Below are 268 nucleotides of genomic sequence, written 5' to 3' on the forward strand. Positions count from 1 at the left end.
GCCGGAGCCGAAGTTCATCTTGCTCGGGTCCGATTCCGGCAGGGCTTCCGGGTCCAGGCCCGCGCTCTCGATGCTCTTGCGCAGGTAGTTGCCGTGCACGCCTGTGAACAGGTTGGTGTAGACGATGTCGCTGGCGGTGGATTCCACGATGGCTTGTTTGTAGCCCTCGATCGCGTTGGCTTCTTCCGTGGCGATAAACGCCGAGCCCACGTAGGCCAGGTCCGCACCAGCAGCCAGCGCAGCCAGAATGGCATTGCCGTTGGCAATC

At 62.7% G+C, this 268-nt stretch carries 1 protein-coding gene; it reads right to left on the bottom strand.

Annotation, left to right across the window (positions count from 1 at the left end):
- On the bottom strand, positions 1-268 hold a 268-nt coding region (locus RVY79_RS19860), incomplete at both ends, for a nitronate monooxygenase (RefSeq protein ID WP_317466291.1).

Source organism: Chromohalobacter sp. HP20-39 (genome assembly GCF_033052815.1).
GTDB lineage: Bacteria > Pseudomonadota > Gammaproteobacteria > Pseudomonadales > Halomonadaceae > Chromohalobacter.